17 protein-coding genes are annotated in these 21,105 nt (G+C 45.8%); 8 read left to right on the top strand and 9 right to left on the bottom strand.

What is annotated here, in order from left to right; translation table 11 throughout:
- From GC130_RS05775 to GC130_RS05765, 3 genes are all read left to right on the top strand, one after another.
- Entirely contained in the window at window positions 1–561 is a 561-nt protein-coding gene (locus GC130_RS05775; RefSeq protein WP_151997330.1) for a hypothetical protein, read from the top strand.
- Window positions 562–847: 286 nt separating this feature from the next.
- Window positions 848–1,444, top strand: coding sequence for a hypothetical protein (locus GC130_RS05770; RefSeq protein ID WP_151997329.1), 597 nt, complete (start codon window positions 848–850; stop codon window positions 1,442–1,444).
- Window positions 1,444–2,301 (top strand): DUF3800 domain-containing protein, encoded by an 858-nt coding sequence (locus GC130_RS05765; protein WP_151997328.1) that lies wholly within the window; start codon window positions 1,444–1,446, stop codon window positions 2,299–2,301. The genes GC130_RS05770 and GC130_RS05765 overlap by 1 nt, the downstream gene beginning before the upstream one ends.
- Before the next feature lie 116 nt (window positions 2,302–2,417).
- On the opposite strand, the gene GC130_RS05760 is transcribed toward GC130_RS05765, so the two are convergent.
- Window positions 2,418–2,882 carry a hypothetical protein gene (locus GC130_RS05760; RefSeq protein ID WP_151997327.1) on the bottom strand — a complete coding sequence of 155 codons (465 nt, stop codon included), beginning with the start codon at window positions 2,880–2,882 and terminating at the stop codon, window positions 2,418–2,420.
- Between the two features lie 1,101 nt (window positions 2,883–3,983).
- Here GC130_RS05760 and GC130_RS05755 point away from each other — a divergent pair.
- The gene (locus GC130_RS05755; RefSeq protein ID WP_151997326.1) at window positions 3,984–4,412 is read left to right on the top strand and encodes an HU family DNA-binding protein; all 429 of its coding nucleotides are present in this window, start codon (window positions 3,984–3,986) and stop codon (window positions 4,410–4,412) included.
- A 70-nt stretch (window positions 4,413–4,482) separates the two neighbouring features.
- Here GC130_RS05755 and GC130_RS05750 read toward each other — a convergent pair whose 3' ends face one another.
- Entirely contained in the window at window positions 4,483–4,746 is a 264-nt protein-coding gene (locus GC130_RS05750; protein ID WP_151997325.1) for a hypothetical protein, read from the bottom strand.
- 725 nt (window positions 4,747–5,471) lie between these two features.
- Here GC130_RS05750 and GC130_RS05745 point away from each other — a divergent pair.
- The 4 genes from GC130_RS05745 to GC130_RS05730 all read left to right on the top strand — a co-directional run bounded on the left by GC130_RS05745 (window position 5,472) and on the right by GC130_RS05730 (window position 13,750).
- Window positions 5,472–7,958: a hypothetical protein gene (locus GC130_RS05745; RefSeq protein ID WP_151997324.1), complete on the top strand. Its 2,487-nt coding sequence runs from the start codon at window positions 5,472–5,474 to the stop codon at window positions 7,956–7,958.
- Window positions 7,951–9,081 carry a PQQ-binding-like beta-propeller repeat protein gene (locus tag GC130_RS05740; RefSeq protein WP_151997323.1) on the top strand — a complete coding sequence of 377 codons (1,131 nt, stop codon included), beginning with the start codon at window positions 7,951–7,953 and terminating at the stop codon, window positions 9,079–9,081. Before GC130_RS05745 ends, GC130_RS05740 begins: the two co-directional genes overlap by 8 nt.
- Window positions 9,082–9,218: 137 nt before the next feature.
- Complete coding sequence (locus GC130_RS05735; protein WP_151997322.1) at window positions 9,219–10,319, top strand: WD40 repeat domain-containing protein; 1,101 nt, start codon at window positions 9,219–9,221, stop codon at window positions 10,317–10,319.
- Between the two features lie 203 nt (window positions 10,320–10,522).
- On the top strand, window positions 10,523–13,750 hold the full coding sequence (locus GC130_RS05730) for a caspase family protein (protein WP_151997321.1): 3,228 nt from the start codon (window positions 10,523–10,525) through the stop codon (window positions 13,748–13,750).
- A 126-nt stretch (window positions 13,751–13,876) separates the two neighbouring features.
- Here GC130_RS05730 and GC130_RS05725 read toward each other — a convergent pair whose 3' ends face one another.
- From GC130_RS05725 to GC130_RS05695, 7 genes are all read right to left on the bottom strand, one after another.
- Window positions 13,877–15,232, bottom strand: coding sequence for an enolase C-terminal domain-like protein (locus GC130_RS05725; RefSeq protein ID WP_151997320.1), 1,356 nt, complete (start codon window positions 15,230–15,232; stop codon window positions 13,877–13,879).
- Between the two features lie 364 nt (window positions 15,233–15,596).
- Window positions 15,597–16,415, bottom strand: coding sequence for a ParA family protein (locus GC130_RS05720; RefSeq protein WP_151997319.1), 819 nt, complete (start codon window positions 16,413–16,415; stop codon window positions 15,597–15,599).
- A 233-nt stretch (window positions 16,416–16,648) separates the two neighbouring features.
- On the bottom strand, window positions 16,649–18,409 hold the full coding sequence (locus GC130_RS05715; protein ID WP_151997318.1) for an ATP-binding protein: 1,761 nt from the start codon (window positions 18,407–18,409) through the stop codon (window positions 16,649–16,651).
- A gap of 112 nt (window positions 18,410–18,521) precedes the next feature.
- A complete protein-coding gene (locus tag GC130_RS05710) occupies window positions 18,522–19,385 on the bottom strand; it encodes a ChaN family lipoprotein (protein WP_151997317.1) in 864 nt (287 codons plus the stop codon).
- An 81-nt stretch (window positions 19,386–19,466) separates the two neighbouring features.
- Window positions 19,467–19,784, bottom strand: coding sequence for a DUF3817 domain-containing protein (locus GC130_RS05705; RefSeq protein ID WP_151997316.1), 318 nt, complete (start codon window positions 19,782–19,784; stop codon window positions 19,467–19,469).
- A gap of 115 nt (window positions 19,785–19,899) precedes the next feature.
- The gene (locus GC130_RS05700) at window positions 19,900–20,655 is read right to left on the bottom strand and encodes an ABC transporter ATP-binding protein (protein WP_151997315.1); all 756 of its coding nucleotides are present in this window, start codon (window positions 20,653–20,655) and stop codon (window positions 19,900–19,902) included.
- Between the two features lie 6 nt (window positions 20,656–20,661).
- On the bottom strand, window positions 20,662–21,063 hold the full coding sequence (locus tag GC130_RS05695; RefSeq protein ID WP_151997314.1) for an ABC transporter permease: 402 nt from the start codon (window positions 21,061–21,063) through the stop codon (window positions 20,662–20,664).
- Window positions 21,064–21,105 lie beyond the last annotated feature (42 nt).

The raw sequence follows: 21,105 nt of genomic DNA, 5'->3' as shown, positions 1-21,105 counted from the left end.
ATGAGTTTGATTGAAGTCACAACCATTGCAGCAAATGTAATTACGTCGGCTGGAATCTTAGGGTTAGTAGCTTTCTACATTGGTTATCAGCATAACCAGAAACAATTTCGCTTTACAGTAATGATTAGTTGTATTGAGCGATTCCAAAGTTTACTTCCTAGCCTTAGAAGCGGTACTGTGGATGAGGAAACTCTTATTAAATACATCGATCTCACAAGTGAGGAATTCTTTTATTTTCAAAACCGGTATATTCCTAGACATGTTACAGTGGAATGGCTCGATTCCATCATCGGAAACTTTCCGATTTATTCTGAAACTGACAAAGATCGGCCAGTCAATTACACCTGTTTGAGGTTTAAAGACGTCCATGATGCTAACATGCTTGTAAGCTACCCTAGGATACAAAAAGCCATGACAGTTCGGGGCACCTATTTGTTTCCAGCCTCCTGTGGGAACGAGGGAATGGATCCAAATCAAAAAATTGACCTGATTAAAGAAATCGGCGCAAATTTGGGTATTAGGTTTAAAAAAAGGGATTTCCGACGAGCCATGTTAAGTTGATGCCCAAAAAATCAAGTCTATTGAAGTCACTTCAAACAGGGCCAGATATCCGAAAAGGAGTCCTACAGAAGTAGTTAGCTGCCCCTTTACCCGCACCTTTGTTCTATATACTATACCTGACTGCACTTGCTATTGGGCCGTCGCAGTTTTCTGAGCTACTCTTACCCGTCGCATAGCGTTTCCATAATTGCGTGCTATAGCAACGTCAATTCAATAATATGTAGAGTAATGCCATGTTTTTCACTATTTTTCATTGCCAAAATAACCACCAAACAACACGAAAGATATGGAAGCACATAATGCAATCTACAAATATGGGTTCCTTTATAGCAAAGATACCGGCAAGCGTATTCTTCTTGCTGAGGGCAGTGAACTGACCATCACGGTCAATCCCCAGGATGTGCTCAAGGCAGATCCTTATAATGAGGTCAATTTCCCAATGGTCACTGAGAAACGGCTAGCTCTTTTGAAAGACAAGGGATTTAAGGAAGCCTTAAAGCTCAAGGACAAAGGGGAGGTTCTTCATTTTGCAATAAGTGCGGGCTCCAAATCAAAAAAGACTGACAAAGTGAAATGCATGTTTGCAGTCCAACTCCACGAAACCCTTTTTGGGGCCAGGAAGGAGCCCACCAAGGACTTTGATTTGGTGGATTGTCATTGCACGGTAGTAGACTGCACTTCACGGAACCTTCCTTTCTTCGAACCCATCCATGCGTACTCTCTCAACGATGCCTACTCCAAAACCTACGACTTTTATTTCAGGCTTTACGGGAAGCAAGCCGCCAACGTGAAGACCAGAATGAGGGAATCCCCTGAAGGAGACAGCAAGTTTTTAAAAAGTAGACTGGTTAAGGAGGCAAAACCGGACTTTAAGTTTAATTAATGAAGGAAAAGGGTTTCTACATATTCTGCGACGAATCGCTCAAACAGGGTAAATACTATTCTAATTTCTACGGCGGGTGCATGATAGCCCGTGCTGATTTTGAGAGGGTTAATAATGTACTATTGAGCAAGAGGATGGATCTGAATATGGAAGATTCAGAGCTAAAGTGGGGCAACATCAATAGCCAAAGGATAGAGGCCTATTGCGAAATGATGGAGGTGTTCTTTCAGGCAGTAGCGAACAACCTCATCAAGGTGAGAGTGATGTTTACTGACAACAGGTTTGTTCCTACATCCATTCCGCATGACAATAGGAGAATTCAGTACCACTTACTCTACTATCAGTTTATCAAACACTCTTTTGGCTTCCCCTATTTGGAGTCTGATTACCCTATCCAACTGGAATTATTCTTTGATACCTTGCCTGACAGCCACACTAAGAATAAAAAATTCAAAGACTTTATTTATGGAATCCAATTCCTTCCAGAGTTGGCTTCGGCCAACCTAAGGCTCAGTAAAAGTGATATTTACGAAGTAGATTCGAAGAAACATATCATCCTACAGTGCATCGATGTAGTTATTGGTGCCATGGCTTTCAGGTTGAATGATCAACACAAAGAAAAGCCTGCTGGTCAAAAAAGAAGAGGAAAACGAACGTTAGCCAAAGAGAAGGTCTATAAATACATCAATACCAGAATCAGGGAAATCAGACCCCACTTTAATATCGGCATCTCCACGGGCATCGATAACGACAAACTCGACCGATTTTTACATCCGTATCGCCATTGGCTATTCACTCCCAGCGATTACGTATATCAAAAAAGCAGCAAAAAGGAGAAGCGCCCCAACAAGCTCTAATGATCTCCTACGTAGAACGTAAGCCTTCAAGCCTATAAAGACGCTTCAATACACAAACAAACGAAAATGCGTTCAGGTTTCAAAGAAGATTTTAACCGAGCCTAACCCCCCCCCCTCTACCTCACCAAACCATTGTACCGCCCTACCACCTTGCGGGCATGTTTGATTGATTTCCGTTCCAGCCATATTGAAACACCGGTAGTGACTATGCCTGTGCCCAGCAGGGCGTACATGGGCGGCTTGTCGAATTCCTGTCGTCGGGAGTTGAGGAGCAATGCAGCGCCGGCAAAACCGATCAGGAAGGCGCCGGCAGCGCTGGTAATTCGGGTGGCCTTGTGGGTCTTTTGGTATTTGTAGTAGCTGTTCATAAGCTGATGGTCGTTGACCTCCCTGAATTTGAAATGCATGTACGACAGGTCGGTGAAAGGCTCGGCTCTGTAAGTGAAGTAGAATGTCATAGGCTTGTTCACAAGGCCGAGGGTGTCCTGGCGGAAAGATTGGCTGGTGGCGGTGAAGCCAAGCCCCATAAAGCAAACTAATAGAAGGAAAGAAAGATTTTTTACGTTGACTGGTCGGTTCATTTGCCTGACGGATAGGTTATGTAACAGTTATGAGTAGGTAATATATAAAAATCGTCATAATTGTCACTTCCGGTGATAATTTATTCGATGCTGTGAGCGAACTGGCTTTTTTGCCGGGAGAAATGGTTTAATCCTATTACATATCGCAGCCTATAGGACTGTTTTACTTGTCCCGCCCACTATTTCGGTCACTCATTTCTCTTTTGCACTCTCCATCGAAACCCCTCTCTATTGCCTGTAATCGAACTTTTTTAACCTCGGTGGGTGTATTGCGCTTATCCGCCTCATGTATAGCGCTTATTCGTTTCAAGTCATGCTGTTATTCGTCTCGTGTTAAGCGCTTATGAGGGGGTGAGACAAGCGCTTATCAGGTACCCACACAAGCGCTTATCAGGTACCGGCATAAGCGCTTAACACATAGTGGCACAAGCGCTTGTCTCCGGAGGGCCAAAAGCAGGCAGTCAAAAACCCGACTATTGAGGTCTGGTGGGTAGGAAAATAGTCAAGGAAAAGTACAATTTAAGAGGGGGGAATATCGGTCAATTGAGGGCGGCGGAAGTAGAACGTGAGCTGATGTAGGTTGTCAACATGCGAATAACCAAATGCAAACGATTGCAATCAATCTATTCACTCTAAAACGCCGGGTGTTTAAACGGGAGGAGAGATGTTTTGGTTGGCTTAAAAGAGGGGTTTTCTTCCTGGTTTTCTAAAAAATTATAGATTGAAAAAATAATAGAAAAAAATTCCACATTTGGCACGGTGAAATTCATTTTTGGCATCAATATTGAATTAGAATTTAGCGTACACAAGGAGTAAGAATTACTTCCGCTGAGGCCTCAAACGAACCACTTTTTCACTCCAGGAAAACCGGCCGGATTTCCAAAATCAATTACCGTTTTATCTTTTGAAGTAGTGCATTTTGCCTTTCCTTCTGTGGGCTCACCGGGTATCGGGATGCTTTAGAAGACCAGGTCATCGGAGTCATCCTCTTAGAACATGCCCATGTGGGAGTTCGCATAGCAGGGGAGTAAAAGTGGCACACGCTTCACAGGCTGAGACACAGTTTTAAATCATTTTATTAACCATTTAAATTTTAAAGTCATGTCTATCTTATATAAAGCAATAGGTCGTACCCAGCCGGGAGTGGCTGGAGGAGGACAAATCAAGTACTACGCTGGCATCAAAAGAGAGCGAGAAGTTACACTGAGAGAAATGGTGCGGGAGATATCGTCTCGAAGCACCGTGACTACCGCCGATGCCATGGCAGTGATCGAGAACTTTCTCGAGTTGATACCCAAGTTTCTGCGCAATGGTCGCACAGTGAACCTGAGTCAGCTGGGAAGCTTTCGGGTGAACATCAGCAGCAAAGGCTACGACACGCCTGATGAGGTGGGTAACTACAGCATCAAGCGCAACAAGATCAGCTTTTTGCCCAGCGCAGAGATGAGGGAAAACATGGGTACAGTGAGGTATACCAAGTATACTGAGCTATCAAGCACCCTTTTGTCGAACGAACCTGACGAAGAATGATCAATCACCAGAGGTGTAAAAGCCCAACCTAGAATCCCGCAGGCAGCTGCGGGATTTTTTTTGTGGCTAATTAAAGAGGTCGCTCATCTGCCAGACCTTCCATAACAACGTCATTTCGCAGCGCAGCGAAGAAATCCCCATGAGCCACAGCCGAGGCCTGATAAGGTACTTTTTCCGGTGCTATACAGGTAGGAGTTGTAGTCAAGCTAACGGCACCTATGATCGTGGAACGATTATATGCCGTACCTACGGCACTCGCTCTGCTTTCCTTCCTGGCTTTTGGCGTTACCGCCATGTCGTCCCTAACGGGACTGGTGGTGTCAATACACTTCACGGACTTCCTGGTATCCTTTGCGCAGCCCCTCTCCACGCCGTCATTCCTGAAGCAGCGCCAGCGGAGATCAGGAATCTCCTATATATAGTGATTGTTGATGTGGCCACATCTTGAACGGCCTCACCCGGCCGGACATATGCAAACCATGGGCCTGGCACGCTAAGCCGGGCGCCCTAAGCCGGGCGCCCCTGAAGGGGCCCGGAAGAACGTCATATCCATGCGAAGGGCCGCCACCCTTCGCACCGAAGCACCACTACCTCAAACCTCACCTGCCGTTTCAATCGCTACTTTCTCCCTCAAAATCCAACTCCTATTTGCAAATGAAAAATAAGTACGTATTTTAATATCTCATTATATTATTTCAGCCTAGAACCTATTTTTAGCCGGATGGAGACAGTTTTGCAAGGGGTTTCGTATAAATCATTTTTTAAAATAGCGGGATACTATCTATTAATTTTATCTCCGCTGGCATGATATCGAAGGTATATAGCCCGGCATTTTACCTGATTTTATGGATGCTTCTGCTGGCAATTGTGCCTCAAAGCTATGCCCGGCAATCTTCAGTCCCACCACAAGAAGGCGACACCCTCGACAACATCACGATATCCGAAGACGAAGCCCGCAACATCATGAAAGGCCTGTTTGATCTGCCCCGGCTCACGCATTCCCTGGCCCTGGGCCGCATTGCCAAAGACGAGCGCCTCACCGCCTTCACCGACGGCTTCATGCAGCGCAACAATATCCAGGTGCTCACCATCGGCTATATCGACAGCGATGAGTTCTGGCCCAGGATCTTCCGGCAGCAGCGCCTCGGCAAAATCAACAAGGCCGACAACGACAACCTGCTGGCCGCCAAAATCATCTTTGTGCCTGTGGCCACCGATGGCCCTCCAACGGGCTACACCACCACCCTGGAGCTGACGGGCAAAACGTCACAGGTCTACGAGCTGCTCAGCATCAGCCAAGCCGAAGTCGATTCCATTGCCGCCTCCACCAGCCAGCAGCAGCTGGGCAGCGCCACCTTCGCCACCCCCAACGAGGCCAAAGAAACAGTGGTGAGTGCGCTGATAGCGGCGCTGCAGCGGGTGGAAACGAATTCTAAGGAAGTTAAAGACGAGATAACAGCCAATGCTTCATTGGAGGGAATACAGAAAATAATTATCAAAGAAGCGCTAGCAAGTGCTAGAGAAAATATAGAAGAATGGCAAAAGGCGGTTGAAGAAAATATTGAAAGGCCCTGGGAAAAGCTTAATGCTTGCTTTGTGGATAGGGAAGCAGGCACCGAAACTATTTTAGAGAATATTCAAAAACTGACCGAATCTGTGGATGATTTCTTGAAGCAATTAGCCGCCGATGAGAATAATTCAGAGTTATTGAAAGTGATAGGGCTTACATTTTTAGAAAAGGTGCCGCCGTTTTATCCAGAGCTATCCGATGGAGTGAAAACAAAGCTTTTGGAAATGGTTTGCCCATTCATTATCGAAGATACAGAAGAGGAGCGCCCTGAGTTAGTTACGATTGAACCGATTGAGGATAGGATGTTTGCTCCGGGGATTGGCGAAGATAGTCTTTCCATACATTATTCAATTCAAGCCACCGAGCGGTTCCCGCTTCAATATGCCAAAGTAGAGATATTCAAGAATGATGGCACGTTGGCTTACCTGAATGACGAAGATCTTCCGATTACACAGGAAGGAGTTTTCATTTGGGATGGAAAAATGAATCAGGGAGCTTCTTTGGATAAGTTTATTCGTTTTGATGAATCACCGTTTGAAATACGCATTAGCGCTTCACTTGAATCAGGGAGCGATATTGAATTTGTCTCATCTATCGAAAGTGATGTGGAGGAAGAAGTCGATGAATGGAATGACAACACGGGCATGCAGAACTGGGTACTCTGCACAAAAATAGTTGGTGGAAAGGAGGTTCAATGTAATAATGCCGAAAGGTATGCCAAATACAAGGAGGCAAGCCGGTTGTATAAAAGTAAGTTTAAGGCAATTGAGGAAACTAATCCTCTCGAATACTTTAAAGATAAAATAACTTTTGATACAGAGAGCTCCAAGTATACTTTTTTAGAGCAGACGATTAGAGTTCATAAAAAATTCTACCCGTACCTCAAACAAGTTGAGAACGCAATTATTCAGAATTATGGGAATGCCGTATACAAAGAGGTTGTGGAGAAATACGACGGTTTGATCAATGATTTTGCAATCAGAAAGATCAATAACGGATCAACCCCAAGCACTGATCTAAGTCCTCACTCTTTGGGGTTAGCAGTTGATATTGACTCAAAAAGGAACCCCCAAATAATTTTTTCTGAACGACCTCTTGCGTTTTTCGTTATACGATATTTTACTGGAACGAATTTTGATCCTGGAGCTCCCAAAGTTTCAGGTTTTGATACTAAGAGAGCGCACAGTATTTTTTTGAATAAGTTCAAAGAAATAAACTCGGTTGATTTTACTAATGTGAATTCCTACAGCCATATCGACCTCTATAATAAGGACTCTAGGCATTACCCTATTGATGATCTAGATAATGATGTGATAAAGAACTCTCTTGACGTAATAAAAACTAACTTGAACACAATCCTTGATCTTATTGCCAAAAAAAAACAAAGTGAAAATACTGGAATAGTAATAGAAACTACTATAAATCAGATCGAATCAAGAATTTACAGCATCAATGAATTGAAAAATGTAATTGAGCCTATATTTGATAGAGCAATATTCTCGACCGCTGGAAAAGCTTCCATAGCATATTTAGATGACGTTTATTTGGCAACCATTTTGTTGAAACTATCAGACCTCAAGGATGCTTGCACATTGCTCAGAAACGATTACAATGATGCAGATTTGAGTTCTATAAATAAACTGAGGGAGTTTGTTGCCACCAGCTTTTCCATTGATTTCGTTAGAATTCAGCCTGTTGCCGATGAATATTTTGATTTTGTTAGTGCTTTGAAACTTTATGGCTACGATGGTTTTGACGTCTATGGAAAAGATCTTCTAATCCAATTTTTAAACAGAGATTTTGGAAATGAATTAGGCAAAGATGGTTTTTGTGATATGAGTGAGTCTTTGATGGAAGGGATCTTGCTTGATTTATTTAGCAATATCACAGAATGGGGTGGCCATTATAATGGCAAAAAAGACTGGATGCATTTCGGAATCCCTGGTAGAAATTACAACCAATTTATAAATGAATAAGCTAAAAGAAGCTCTATTGCTACTATTTACAATTTTCAGCTTTGAGGGCGTTTTTGCTCAGGGGCAAAGCAAGGGAGTTGAAACATTGGATAAGCTCCTCGAATTGAAATGGACAGCGAAAGGGCAACGTTATTCTTCAAACCCTCTGGTGAATGAGGGTTTGATATTTGAAACTTATGGCTTGGCGTACGCATACGAAGCTGCATCTGGAAAAAAACTCTACTTTTCAAAACCAGAAGACCAGGAGGCTATCAAAGAAATAACTAATGATAGTTTAATCTTCTTCTCCTCTAGGGGAGGCCAGGCATTGGTAAATATTTTCAATGGAAAGACATTATATAAATCTAATAACAGAATAAGGGAACCGTGGATTAGAAAACCAAGAGTTATAAATGGACCTGTCTTGTTCTCAGCAACCGATGACTCAACTTTTTCCGCAATAAGTGTCCTTAACGGAAAAAAGCTTTGGGAGAGACACATCGAAAATATTTATAATATACCGATCAAAGTAGGCGATGCAGTATATGTTTCTGGCGATAAATTTTTGTATAAAATAGAAGCAAGCTCAGGTGAAATTTTAGAAAAAATACTATTGGGAAAATTTGCATCTGACCCAAAATTGAATGGTGAATTGCTTTATGTTTGGATTAAGGGGATGGGGCTAGCTTGTTTCGACTTAAGTCTTAATTCAATCGTTTGGAAAAATGAAAATAGTAGCGCTTCCGATATGGAAATACTTTTAAATGACAGCATACTCTATACCACCAATGCTAGTCTATCCGCCCATCAGAGCATTAATGGAACGGTGGCTTGGCGCAACGATGGCTATACCCCTGCGGATGCATTTATGATGGCGGAGACGCAGAATTATTTACTGACCTACCGTAGGATTGATGATTATGCGTGTTTGACTGCCGCCAGAAAAAGTGATGGTAAAATTTCCTTTGAATGCTTTTCTAATATTTTCGACAGTCTTCAAAATCCAAAACCTGAACGCCCTTTGATAGAGATGGATGGTCTGTTATTTCGGTTTGGTAATGAAATGCATGAAAATTTGATTTTTGCGACCGATCAAAATGGTACTTTATATTGTTTTCAGGTTAATGAACAACTTAGCGAATAATATCACCTCTCTGTGTCTCCTGAGGCCGATCCGGTTGCAGGCGCTGAGTAAGATGGGGCGTCAACCATCTTACTGAAAGTCCTCTGCGAGACGCTCTGAAAGGAAGTCGATTTCAACATCAACCGGAAATAACTGCCATGCAGAAACTGATATTTGCTCTTTTGATGACCGTGAGTAATGGCTTGATAGCACAAGAAGAGTATCATTTGGCCGATGAATTAATAATACCAAAACCTGATGATCTGAGAGAACTCTTGTCTGGAAGGGTATATTACCCAGCAGGTAGCAGCGATGATAACCTAGTGTATCAAGTCAATTTGAGAAAGAGCACGAAATATGGACTCAGCTCCGAGGCAGTCGGGAAAGTTTTTTATAATGAGTTAACCAATGAGGTGATTGACACCTTATCTATTAAAAAGCAGGGTCGAAATATTTTAAGCTTTATTCAAATGGATGGCAGCACGCTGTACAGAGGCATTTTCCAGGTTCCTGGGGATCTTCTTGACAAAAACGTCGATGAGCTGAGCCGTGGTCAATTTTTACAAGATTTTCAGGACTTTTGGATTAGCTCCAATGGTAGCGATACGAAGATTAGATCTTATCCAGAGCACTATTACGACAGGGATGTCGATTACTTTTTGGATGAATCCGGCAAATTTGTCGTCCTGAACGAATACGTGAGCCAATATTTGAGATCCGGCAGGTCAGATAGCACTGTCCGAATTTTTGAGATAGACGACGATGAGATCAAACAAAGAGATTTGAGTTGCATTGAGTGCATAAACATGCAGGTAAGCAGTGGTAAATTGTTTTTTGGCAAGAAATTTTTTTATCTAAAGGGAGCTGATGTATACGATTGGAAGATATATTCTACCCCCTTATTTGATCTTTCAAAGAGTGAGTTGATTGCTGAATATATCGAAGTTTTGTTAGCCAGCCCTGACGGAAAGTATGTTTTAGGAAAAAAACAAAACTACGGGCGTACATGCTTTGTTATCGTGGATGTTGCGGCAAAGAAATTTGATTTTATTATGGGAAGGGACTATTCAAAATATAAGTACTTTTATTCTCCCGGGCGCCGACAATTTGCTTTTGATACTGAAAGTCACTTTATCTATATCAATTATCCAAAAGAGTTTCCCTTCAATGCAATTGGCCCTGAAGCAGCACCTGCACGAACCACGAACGAAGAAGATTCAGAATTTTGGGCAAAACACCTTCTTCCTTCATTTAGATAAATGTCTTCCGATGCTAATCTTGACCGAGTTATTTTCTCCCCCTGTTTCTGCTTGTCGAGCTTCGGCCGGAGGTGCTGGATAAGTAGGGTGTGATAGCAAGCCGACTCAGTATCCGGGCCTCCTTACACAACTTCCCTCCATTCCCTACCGCTTCAACCAGTCAACTTTAGTAACTTGCTTCCTATAGCTGACCACCTTACCCAATGAAGTGCTTTTTCTCCTCTTTGCTATCGTTTTTGCTGTCCTTTGCTTTGGCTGCCCAAACCCTCGAAACAGTCATCCAACAGGGGCATGAGCTGGCTGTGCTGAGTGTCGCTCAAAGCCCCGACAGTAGTTTGGTGGCCACTGGCAGTCGTGACAAAACCGCCAAGCTTTGGGAGGTATCCACTGGCAGGGAAGTGCGCAGCTTCCTGGGGCATACCGGTAGCGTCAATTGCATTGATTTCTCTGCCGATGGCAAGTATATGATCACCAGCAGCGGTGACAAAACAGCCCGCATTTGGGAAGTGGCTACAGGCAAAATGATTTTCACTACGCCGGTGGAAGCTAAATACCTTACTGCCGTCGCTTTTAGCAATGATGCCAAGTTTTTCTTCACAGGGGGCTATCCCAACGAAGCACACCTGTGGGATTTTGAGACGAAAAAGATAGTTCAGTCCTTCAAAGTCAATGCCGACCAAGGCCTCGGCTATGGCATCAATGCAGCTTTTTCAAAAGACGGCAAGTGGCTGGCCATAGGAGAGGACAACCGAACGGCCAATGTATACAGCACTGCTACCTGGGAAAAGGTATACACTTTCGAACAGGCAGAAGGATGGTGCGGGGGCTGTGCTACCTGGGTAGCTTTTAGCGACGACAGCAAAACCCTGCTGGTAGCCTCCAACAAAACGGTCGTAAGAAAATACAAGCTTTCAAACGGTGACCTGCTTCAAACCTATGGTGAGGAAGTGGAAGAGCTCTCCGGCGTTGGTTTTAGTAAGAAAGGCAACGACATTTGGGTGGCTACCAAATCAAGCGTCGTCACTTGGGAGAATCAGTCAGGGAAGCTCGTGAAGGAAATAACGTCGGAAGCAGCCACCGAAATCAACGAAACCCATATGGCGGCTGATGGTAGTCTGTTGCTTGCCTGCGACAACAACACAGCCTACAAGCTTAATACCACTACTGAGCAAGTCGAAACCACCCTCACGGGGTTGCTCAACGAGCGGGACAAAGGCGGCATCAATTACGACCCCAACTCTTACTGGGACTCGTACATTGCCAAATACATCAGGTTCAAAAATGAGCTGATGCTTTCCAAAGATGGCACGGAGCTGATCAAGGGCAAGTTTGGCACCAAGGTAAAGCGGTGGAACATCGCCTCAGGCAAAACTGTCATGGAGTACAAAGGCCATGAGAAAGCAGCCCTCTGCTATGACCTGACGGACAATGGCCAAACCATGGCCACGGGTGGCGGCGATGGCCGAATCATCCTCTGGAACGTGGCCACCGGAGATACCCTTCGCACCATCAAAGCCCACAGAGAGCCCATCTTCGATGTGAAATTCAGCAACGACGAAAAGCATCTCATCACTGCCAGCTGGGACGCAACGATCAAAATATACGACCTAGCCACCGGCGAGCGGGTGAACTACTACGACTTCCAGTCACAGTCAGTCTACAACCTGCTTTTTCATCCCACCGACTTGTATGTGTTTGTGGCCAGGCTCGACAATTCGCTGACAATGATTGAGCTGGACACCCACTTGCCCGTCCGCACGTTCGTTGGGCACACCGATATTGTTTCCTCACTGACCCTAAGCCCCAATCAGAAAGAACTGCTCACAACGAGCTGGGATGGCTCCATCCGCATTTGGGACATTGCCACCGGCCTGATGACGAAGAAGCTGACGGGCCACGTCGGCCCGGTGCACAAAGCCATCTTTAGCCCTGACGGAAACCAAATTTACACGGCTGGAGCCGACAGAATCATCAGGGTGTGGGATTACAACACCGCTGCGCAGGTCAAGACCTTTGAAGGTCATACGGCGGAAGTCACCTCGCTGCTGCTGGGGCAAAACAACAAAATGCTGATCAGCCATGCCCTGGACGGCACCACCAAGTTTTGGGACCTGGCTTCAGGGAAGGAGTTTTTTGAGCACATTCACTTTGGTGCCAACGAATGGATGGTGAAAAACCCGGAGGGCTATTTTAACGGGACAGACGAGGCGAGAAAGCATATCCACTTTGTTGATAAAACCACCACCTATTCTGTGGACCAGTTTTTTGAGGAGTTCTATCGCCCTGACCTGCTACCGCAGATTTTTTCGAACAGGGGAGGGTCAGGCAACCTTAAAAACATCCAGACCAAGCTTCTGAAATCCCCTCCACCTACCGTAAAAATTGCTACGCTGCCAGCCGACGATGCCACCAAAGCCGAAGTGTATGTTAAAATGATTGACAATGGCGGCGGTGTAAGTGAGCTGAGGCTCTTTCACAACGGCAAGCGCATGTCGTTGAACACGCAGGGCCTTAGCTACCCTTCCGGTAAAGGCAGGAGCACGACTTATCGTCACACGGTCGACCTGATAGGAGGTGCCAACACCTTTGAAGCCAGGGCCGCTAACAATGACAATATTGAATCGGCGATAAGTAACGTGGAGGTAATGGCGGATCATTCTTCGAAAAGTGCCACCTGCCATATCCTGGCCGTGGGCATCAATAGGTACCAAAACCCCAAGATGACGCTGAACTATGCCCGACCCGACGCTGAGTCGTTCAGCAGCATGATTGACGACAACGGCACATCACTTTTCAAGGAAATCAAGCTGCATACGTTGTTCGATGACCAGGCATCAAAGGAAAACATCATCAAAAAGCTGGATGAACTCAGCGCCGAAGTGCACCCCGAGGATGTGTTTATTTTCTACTACGCCGGGCATGGTAGCATGGTCGACAACAGTTTCTATTTTATCCCCACCGAAAGCCTCAGGCTGTACGACGTGTCATCGTTGAAGAAAAATGCCATTGAGGCCAGCGAGCTGCAGGAACACTTGAAAAGCATTCACGCACTCAAGCAGCTAATTGTGATGGATGCCTGTCAGTCCGGCGCATCCATAGAGCTGCTTGCCACCCGTGGAGCAGCCGAAGAAAAAGCCATTGCACAGCTTTCCCGAAGTGCGGGCATTCATGTGATGGCGTCGGCTGGTAGTGAGCAATTTGCCACGGAGTTTGCTGAGCTTGGTCACGGGCTGTTTACCTACCTGCTAATTTCCGGCTTGCAGGGAGCAGCGGACGGCGCACCCAAAGACGGCAAAGTCACGATATACGAACTCAAGTCCTTCCTCGACGATCAGGTGCCCGAGCTCACCCAGAAGCTAAAAGGAACCCCTCAATACCCGTATACCTTTTCACGAGGACAGGACTTTCCGCTGGTGATTAGGAAGGAGTAGGGACTCAAATGCTCGATACAGATCCACGGTTTCGCCAAACCTGCGCAGGCAGGCATCTCTAAAGCCAGGATGACAGTCAACCCTCCAAGGGTTCAAAACCCCTTGGAGGGTTAAAAGGGAAAAATCCTAAGGCCGCACCGGCGTTCCATCATGCATTCTCAGCTGTGTCCAGCCGTTCAACTGCTTCTCAGGAATGGGGTACTTGGCGGCGAGCTTTTCATTAATGTCCACACCAAGGCCAGGCGCTTCGTTTACGTACATATAACCGTCCTTCATGAAAGGGCTGCCGGGGAAGATTTCCCTTAGCGTGTCTGAGAAGTTCACACTTTCCTGGATACCGAAGTTCCATACCGCAAAGTCGATGTGGGCGTTGGCAGCATGGCCTACCGGCGACACATCTCCAGGCCCGTGCCACGCTGTTTTCACATTGAAGGCTTCACCCAGCCTGGCCACCTTCATAGCGGGCGTAATGCCACCTATCTGTGAAATATGAATACGGATGAAGTCAAAAAGCCTTTCACTCATGGGGCCTACCCATTCGTGAGGATTGTTGTAGAGCTCGCCCATGGCCAACGGCACGCTGCTCTGCTGCCTAAGCTGCCTGAAATAGCCAATGTTTTCAGGAGAGAAAGGGTCTTCGATAAAGAAAGGCCTGAACTCTTCCAGCTTGCGGATCATGTTGATGGCATCGTTGGGCTGAAGGCGTTCATGGATGTCGTGCAGCAGCTCCACTCTTTCACCGCATACCTCCCGGGTTTTGGCGAAGATCTCGGGCACACTCTTCATGTAGAAGTAAGGATCCATGTAGTTGTCGTCAGGCATTCCGAAGCCTTTGGCTTTGAAGTCGGGCACCGACGCCACGCCTGCAGCACCATAGCCGCCCATTTGAATGCGCACATACTTGTAGCCCTCGTCCATGATTCGCTTGGCATCGTCGGCTACGGCTTCCGGGGAGTTGCCCGACGCATGAGAGTAGCAGGGGATGGCAAAACGGCACTTCCCACCCAGCAGCTGGTACACCGGCATATTGGCACGCTTGCCTTTGATATCCCACAGGGCCTGGTCGAGGCCGCTCAGGGCATTGTTGAGCACCGGGCCGTTGCGCCAGTAGGAGCTTACGTAGGCGGTTTGCCACATGTCTTCGATGTTGTCGACGCTTTTGCCCTTGCAGAAGTCGTTGAGGTAGTCGTTGATGGCAGAAATAACAGGCCGGGCCCGCTGGCGGAAGGTGGCACAGCCGAGGCCATATAATCCGGGTTCGCTGGTTTCCACTTTTACCACGATCAGCTCTATGCCATGAGGGCAGGTCGAAATGGCCTTCACATTGGTGATGGTAAGAGGAGGGAGGGCTTTCGTGGCGGCTTCATACACGCCCGCCACTGCTGGATTGGCAGCCCCCAGAAACGTGCCAGTGGCTCCAAGGCCGAGCCCTTTAATGACTTCCCGCCGCCCAATATTGGTTTTATTGTTCTCGTTTTCCATGGTAATTATTGTAGTTAAGGTATGTTTTGAATGAATATAGTAATTTGAGGAGAACGATGCTTTGGCTTTTTGATGAGGAGCAATGAGGCTATTGAAGCGGCTTCAACCTTTGAAGTGGAAGAAAGGTGGGGAGTGGTTTGTATTAGCCAGGTTGTTGTAGGAAGTTTTTTTCGTAGGCACGTGGGTGCGCCATGTGCCGTACCTGACGGCACTGGCAGTGCTTGTTTTACGTGTTGGTGGAGTTTACCTATGTGTCGTCCCTACGGGACTACTGTGAGGAGTTTGCGTTTACCGAAAGCCGGGCGGTATTTCTCCCTGGCGCTGTGTTTTCGGTTTTCTCAGCGGTTGAATCCTTTTCAGAGCCTTACCTCGTCTTGATATTCTCCAGGAACTCCTCGGAGATGAATTTCGAAGACAAAAAGGTGTTATTGAACTTGGCCATCAGCTCGTCGCTGAGCTTGAGGAAGTCGATGGCTGACTTGTTTTCAGGATTGACCCTGTTCATGGATTTGCCAATATCTATGGCCTCGCTTACCTTGATGGAGTTCGAGACGGTGCTTTCCAGCATCAGGTCTTCAAATTCCGTCATTGCCTCAGCATACTTTTCTCTGTGGTGGATGAGCGACTGTTTGTACATGTTGAAATAGATCCCCAGTATGTTCAGCGGCCTTTTTCTTTCAACGGTGTAAAGAAACGTTAGCAGTTTTTTGATGCCATCAATGGAGAACGAATCAGCAAGAGCCGGAATCAGGATACTGTCTACGTCAGTAAGCATCGATTTTACCAGTCCTCCGAAATGAGTGGGCATGTCCATGATCACGATATCGTAATCCTTACGTAACACGTACCCCAGCTTCTGCACGATATTGGGACCAAACGAAATAAACCTGCTGTTCGACTCCATTTCCGTCATCAGGTAGTCCCCGGGCAACAGGTGCATATATGGTGTTACCTCCTGCGCTTCAATACTCTCAGGGAGGTTGTCATGCAACAGGTCTTTGATGTATCGGTAAATGGACTTTGTAGAATTATCGGCCCCCAGGGAGTTGCTAAGATTGCACTGTGGATCGCAATCGATCAAAAGTACTTTGAATTGGCGGGACCATGCGTAGCCAAGATTGAGAGCAGTCGTGGTTTTGCCCACCCCTCCTTTAAAATTATAAATGGCAACGGTATTTCCCATAGCTAGGCTGATCACTTAAATATATGCAAAAAACACGTCCCTAAAAATAATTTAATTATTTCAAGAAAAAATTATATTAAGAACAGTGAGTTTTTTATAAGGTCGGCAAAGTCAAAGGTTGACTGCTATAGCTTGTCAGTAAGTTAAACAATTTTTGGTGAGCGAGCCAAACTGATATGTCGAATGGCGCTGGGCTGTGATTTGTGCGTATATAATGATGCTGATGACGAGAGCTAAACTGAGCTCCAAAGACGTGTGAAAACTGCTGTGAGGGCGTCAGTGGTAAAAGGTTTAGTGATAAAATCAACCATCCCGGCTTCCCGGCATTTGGCTTCATCTTCCGTCATAGCATTGGCAGTAACAGCAATGATAAAAGGGGGGATTTGATGTCTCTCCCGAAATATCTCAAGAATTCTCTGGGCTGCTTCAATACCGTCCATTCTGGGCATTAAAATGTCCATCAATATAAAGTCGAAGGTTTGAGAAGAAGCCAGGGTCACAGCCTGCTCCCCATCTTCAGCCACTTCTATTTTCGTGATGCCAATGTTCTTGAGTATTTTAAGCATCACAAGCCTATTGATAGGTACGTCTTCTGCCACAAGGATGGATAGTTCACTAAAGGTTATTGGTTGAGCGTATTTTTCCGCCCCCGCATGGTGAGCTTGGCTGGCTAGTGCCAGTGGAAGTTCCAAATAAAACGAACTGCCTTTGTTCTCCGCAGAAGAGAACCATATCTTCCCTTTCATCAAGTCGGTGAGGCTTTTGGCAATCGAGAGGCCCAACCCGGTGCCTATCATCGCCAAGCCAGTTTCATGCTTGAAGAATCTTGAAAACACTTTGGAGTGCTGACTCTTTGGAATGCCAATGCCGGTGTCGTCAACTTTGAAAAGAACTGTGGCAATCTTATCTTCTTTTCTCACAACGGTGGTAGACATGGTCACTTTTCCTGCCGGCGTGAATTTGACCGCATTCGTTGTCAGGTTAATAAGGATTTGCCTGATCCTCTTAAGGTCACCCATCAGGTGAATGTCGGATTTGCTGGCGTGTACCAACTCAATGGAAACCTTACTGGTTTTCACCGACTCAAATCCATGAAATAGCTGGCTGATATCCTTCGTTACATCCTTCAGCTCAAAAGCATCTTCTTGTAACGTCACCCGGTTGTTTTCAATCATGGTGATGTCAAGCACATCAGTAATCAAGCCTGAAAGTATGTGGCTGCTGGTTGCCAGGTTTTTTACAAGCTCGCTCTGTTCTTTGTCAAGATTGGTTTTCTCGATTAGTTCCGCAAGTCCGACGATTCCATTGAGCGGTGTTCGCATTTCGTGACTGATGGTAGCCAGAAATTGACTCTTAGCCTTATCGGCCGATTCGGCCCTTTCTTTGGCAGTACCCAACTCGAGGTTCATTCGTTGCAGATGCTCTCTGTCTTGCAAATACTCTTTTTTGAAAATATAGAAAGCAAAGCCCATCACCACCAGCATGACCACCCCCGCTATCGAAAGATCTCTCCATTCGCTCACATAATCAGTGTAGGGCACGGCCAGGTCTCTGTGGTAGTACTCGATGGTGACGAAAATGATCACCACGCAAATCGTGGATATGATAAAGATGATATAACGGCGTATAGGTAAAACCAAAAGCCCTGAGATGTAGATGAGCACACACATGTGCATCACAGCACCACGGATGCCGCCGGAGGGGAGCCAGCCAAAGGAGATGATGAGCAATGCAGAGATATAATAAACAGAGGTAGTAAGACGAAAGGATATGCCTTTTTTAACAGCCAAATAGACCGCAGAGTAAAAACACAGTGCGAACAGATAGATGCCGAGGACAGTTGAATTGAATTGCGACAGTATGCCTACCAACGACCACAACAGTAGCGTGAGGATAGTCAGGCAGAGTGTGATCTCAAAAAGCCTTTCTTCTATAGGCCTGGAGGCATCTCTGGCAGGCAGCAGCTTCCCGAGTGCTTTCTTAAGTAAATTCATTGTGCTGGTCGAAAAAAAAGAAGCCTGTTGGAGCTTAAAATTGTATGAAAGTAAAAAAATAATCTGGAATCTGCTTATCCAAATGCCACCTGATCGATTGCAACGGTTGCCTTTAGTATGTTTTCGTCATATCAGAGGGGATCACAATGATAAAATCCGCAGCACCAACATTTCCCTCTCCCAGCTCTCCGATGTTTTCTTGCTCCACACAGTGGATGGTAGCCACGCTTGCCTTCTTGTTGTATTTGTTCAGGTACCAAATGATGCCTTCGCCATTTTTGGAATGGTAGGAGCCATTGAAGTGAATGACCTTGCTCTTACTTTCTTTGCTGATGAACCAGCCCATTGTTGCGTCTTTGCTTGCCTGAGAACTGGCCAGGTTTTCGGCGCTTCCCGGGGCACCGTGTCCACCCATCGACTCTATCATTTCCTGATAACCGGGTAAGTTCAGGTCAATTTCCAGGGGAAGAGGGGCAATGTATTTTTTTGCTTCGTCGGGTAGGTTATTGAGCGCATCAGGCCCTTTTCGGTATACTAGGTTGGCATACCTTCGGGGGATATTTGACGCCACCACTTTCAGTTGGTGTTCTTTGGCAAATTCTACGATGGGTTTGTAGTCCGTTTTATAGTTGTCCCACATTTTAGCTTCCTTGAGCAAATGCCTCTCTTCGATAAGGCCGCTCATGAATTCGTCCACCACCAGCTGATCATCGGCCTCGAGCATCTCCATGGCGACTACCAGCTCTTTGCCATGTTCAGCGTATAAGCCTTTAGTTACCTGCAGCTCGAGCCAGTGGTTGATGGAATTGTCGTGCAGCTCACCGAAGAAGACCACATCGGCCCGGGAAACGTCCTTTAGCATTTTTTCGTAAGCAACCTGCTTGCCTTTTGAATTGTAGATTTCAAACGCCTGCGGTGATTGGGCAAAGAGACAGTGGGTGACTAAAAACAGCGAAGAAAAAAGAAGGGTTTTCATAGGTTAAATGATCCGGTAATGGCAATAAAGAAAGCCAATTTTCTATCAAGGTACTACTTCAGGGCTCTTAAATGCGGATAGTTAGCTGTTGTTTGCTGAAGAATTGATCTCTTTCCAGTCTTTTACAATTTGCCTGTCGAGCAAAAAAGTGCCGCCCGGTAGAAAAGAGGCTAGAAACGCTCTGAATGTCATCAAAAAGCCCCATTTTAACACAGGAGCCGCTAACAACAAGGCCGGAATGTAGAGGAGGAACAGGACGCCGTGAGCCATTCCCACATACCTGACGGCTAGTGGCTGACCCATCCAGTACTTCAATGGCATAGCGATCAATAGCAATACGAGGAAGGAAATGCCTTCGATGGTGGCAACAAACCGGAAAAAGGAAACTTTACTGTGCATTGTGGGGAAAGCGGTTGTTCGGCTATGTTTCGTCGACCAACTCTGGTTAATAATTCAAATCTATTTTCTTATTTCATGTTCAAAGCAAAAACAAGATGAGCGAAATGCCATCAGCTTATTTCACATCTTTAATCATTGTTCGCATCAATTTGTTGGCGAATATAAAGTCTTTCAATTCCGGTACATCTGCCTGTGCAATTGTGTCGGTGCTGCCTTCCCATTTTTTTTGGCCCTGATGCATGAACAGGATATAGTCGCCAATCTCCATTACTGAGTTCATGTCGTGGGTAACAACTACCGTGGTAATGTCGAATTCATAGGTGATCTCCTGAATCAGGTTGTCTATTGTTATCGACGTTTGTGGATCCAGCCCGGAATTGGGCTCATCGCAAAACAGGTACTTGGAGTTGTTGACAATGGCCCTGGCAATACCCACCCGCTTTTTCATTCCTCCGCTGACTTCCGATGGCATTTTTTTATTCACGCCAGCCAGCCCCACTCTTTCGAGACAAAAGTTCACCCTGTCGAGCTTTTCCGCCTGAGGCATCTTAGTAAGTACATTGAGCGGAAACATAACATTGGCCTCCACATTCATGGAATCGAAGAGCGCTCCGCCCTGAAACAACATGCCTATTTCACGTCTGATATCTGTTCTGAGGCTCTTGTCGCCGTGTGTGAAATCCCGCCCATCGTAGGTCACCGTTCCCTCATCGGGTTTTACCAGGCCCACAATACACTTGAGAAGCACACTTTTTCCTGTGCCGCTGGCGCCAATGATCAGGTTGGTTTTGCCCTTTTCGAACGTGCCAGAAATGCCATGCAATATGGCCTTTCCGTCAAAAGATTTCTTGATGTTTTCTATCTCAATCATACAAAATCAAATAAGAAGTTGGGCCAATACGTAGTCGGCAACCAGAATGGCAATACAGCTATTGTTCACTGCGCTGGTACTCGATTTACCTACCTCCAGCGCACCTCCGACAGTATAATATCCTTTGTAAGAAGAAATGGCTGCTACTAAAAAGCCGAATGCCACCGACTTGATCAGCGCAAAGGAGACGTTGAATTGCACGAATTCATATCGAATGCCGTAGATGTATTCCGTGCCTGTAAGCACACCAGTAGCAATGGAAATGAGGTAACCGCCCAAAATGGTCAAAAAGCCCGAAAAGATAACGAGCATAGGGTAGGTGAGCAGGGCAAACGCATTTAAAAAAAGCTGGGGTTGTTGTTGGATATTAGAGTCAGCAAGACCTTGCGGCCTTGGCAGAGGTCTCATATTTGATTATATTTTTTTTTTAAAATGCGGCTCCGTCTGAGC

This window comes from Imperialibacter sp. EC-SDR9 (genome assembly GCF_902498805.1).
GTDB lineage: Bacteria > Bacteroidota > Bacteroidia > Cytophagales > Cyclobacteriaceae > Imperialibacter.
This window is presented reverse-complemented; position numbering and strand designations above follow the sequence as displayed.

Bases quoted from the DNA above. Each gene is read 5' to 3' on its own strand.
- GC130_RS05755 (WP_151997326.1), top strand. From the start codon at position 3,984: ATGTCTATCTTATATAAAGCAATAGGTCGTACCCAGCCGGGAGTGGCT.
- GC130_RS05745 (WP_151997324.1), top strand. From the start codon at position 5,472: ATGCAGCGCAACAATATCCAGGTGCTCACCATCGGCTATATCGACAGC.
- GC130_RS05695 (WP_151997314.1), bottom strand. From the start codon at position 21,063: ATGAGACCTCTGCCAAGGCCGCAAGGTCTTGCTGACTCTAATATCCAA.
- GC130_RS05725 (WP_151997320.1), bottom strand. From the start codon at position 15,232: ATGGAAAACGAGAACAATAAAACCAATATTGGGCGGCGGGAAGTCATT.
- GC130_RS05735 (WP_151997322.1), top strand. From the start codon at position 9,219: ATGCAGAAACTGATATTTGCTCTTTTGATGACCGTGAGTAATGGCTTG.
- GC130_RS05760 (WP_151997327.1), bottom strand. From the start codon at position 2,882: ATGAACCGACCAGTCAACGTAAAAAATCTTTCTTTCCTTCTATTAGTT.
- GC130_RS05775 (WP_151997330.1), top strand. From the start codon at position 1: ATGAGTTTGATTGAAGTCACAACCATTGCAGCAAATGTAATTACGTCG.
- GC130_RS05730 (WP_151997321.1), top strand. From the start codon at position 10,523: ATGAAGTGCTTTTTCTCCTCTTTGCTATCGTTTTTGCTGTCCTTTGCT.
- GC130_RS05765 (WP_151997328.1), top strand. From the start codon at position 1,444: ATGAAGGAAAAGGGTTTCTACATATTCTGCGACGAATCGCTCAAACAG.
- GC130_RS05770 (WP_151997329.1), top strand. From the start codon at position 848: ATGGAAGCACATAATGCAATCTACAAATATGGGTTCCTTTATAGCAAA.
- GC130_RS05740 (WP_151997323.1), top strand. From the start codon at position 7,951: ATGAATAAGCTAAAAGAAGCTCTATTGCTACTATTTACAATTTTCAGC.
- GC130_RS05715 (WP_151997318.1), bottom strand. From the start codon at position 18,409: ATGAATTTACTTAAGAAAGCACTCGGGAAGCTGCTGCCTGCCAGAGAT.
- GC130_RS05700 (WP_151997315.1), bottom strand. From the start codon at position 20,655: ATGATTGAGATAGAAAACATCAAGAAATCTTTTGACGGAAAGGCCATA.
- GC130_RS05720 (WP_151997319.1), bottom strand. From the start codon at position 16,415: ATGGGAAATACCGTTGCCATTTATAATTTTAAAGGAGGGGTGGGCAAA.
- GC130_RS05710 (WP_151997317.1), bottom strand. From the start codon at position 19,385: ATGAAAACCCTTCTTTTTTCTTCGCTGTTTTTAGTCACCCACTGTCTC.
- GC130_RS05705 (WP_151997316.1), bottom strand. From the start codon at position 19,784: ATGCACAGTAAAGTTTCCTTTTTCCGGTTTGTTGCCACCATCGAAGGC.